The sequence below is a fragment of the Vibrio sp. 1288 genome, from assembly GCF_033344475.1.
This window is the reverse complement of record NZ_JAWPOX010000742.1, coordinates 1-616: the sequence shown is the minus strand read 5'-3', so window position 1 is coordinate 616 and position 616 is coordinate 1. Positions and strand designations below refer to the sequence as shown.

The 616-nt window shown below is 42.9% G+C and carries 1 protein-coding gene; it reads left to right on the top strand.

Annotation, left to right across the window (positions count from 1 at the left end; all coding sequences use genetic code 11):
- On the top strand, nucleotides 1-616 hold a 616-nt coding region (locus tag R8O11_RS29105; protein WP_318195107.1), incomplete at both ends, for an ArnT family glycosyltransferase.

Genomic DNA, 616 nt, shown 5'->3' with positions numbered 1-616 from the left:
TAATGCGATTGTCAGCCTAATTGCTTTGGTGTGCTGTTACGATATTTCCGCAAAGCTGTGGAATGTCAAAACTGCGCGAAATGTGGGCTTTCTACTATTGCTTGCTCCACAATTTATTATTCAAGCAAAAGCGGCGCAAATTGATGCGATGGTAGCCGCGTGGATCACCATCTCCATGTATGGGCTGTTGCGACACTTCTATATTAAGACCAACTGGGTTTGGTATTGCTTGGCTTGGGTATTTATGGGGCTTGGCATTATTACAAAAGGTGTTGGATTTCTTCCCGCGTTGTTTTTGATACCCGTTTTGTTTTTGCATTTTTCTGGCAGACACCATTTTGAAGATGCGGTTTCATGGAAGCTATTACTGGGCCCAGTGTTCATGCTTTTGACCATTGCATGTTGGTTTGTGCCTATGGTTTCGATTGTAGAGATCAGTCATAACCCTGATTTTGCTGCTTACAGAGACAACATCTTGTTTAAACAAACGGGTGAGCGTTATGCGAACTCTTGGGGACACATTCAGCCATGGTATTACTTTATTGTCAGCGTGATTCCCGTTATGTGGTTTCCACTGTACTTGGTGTTCTTCAATAAGAAGTGTTGGCAGCAATTA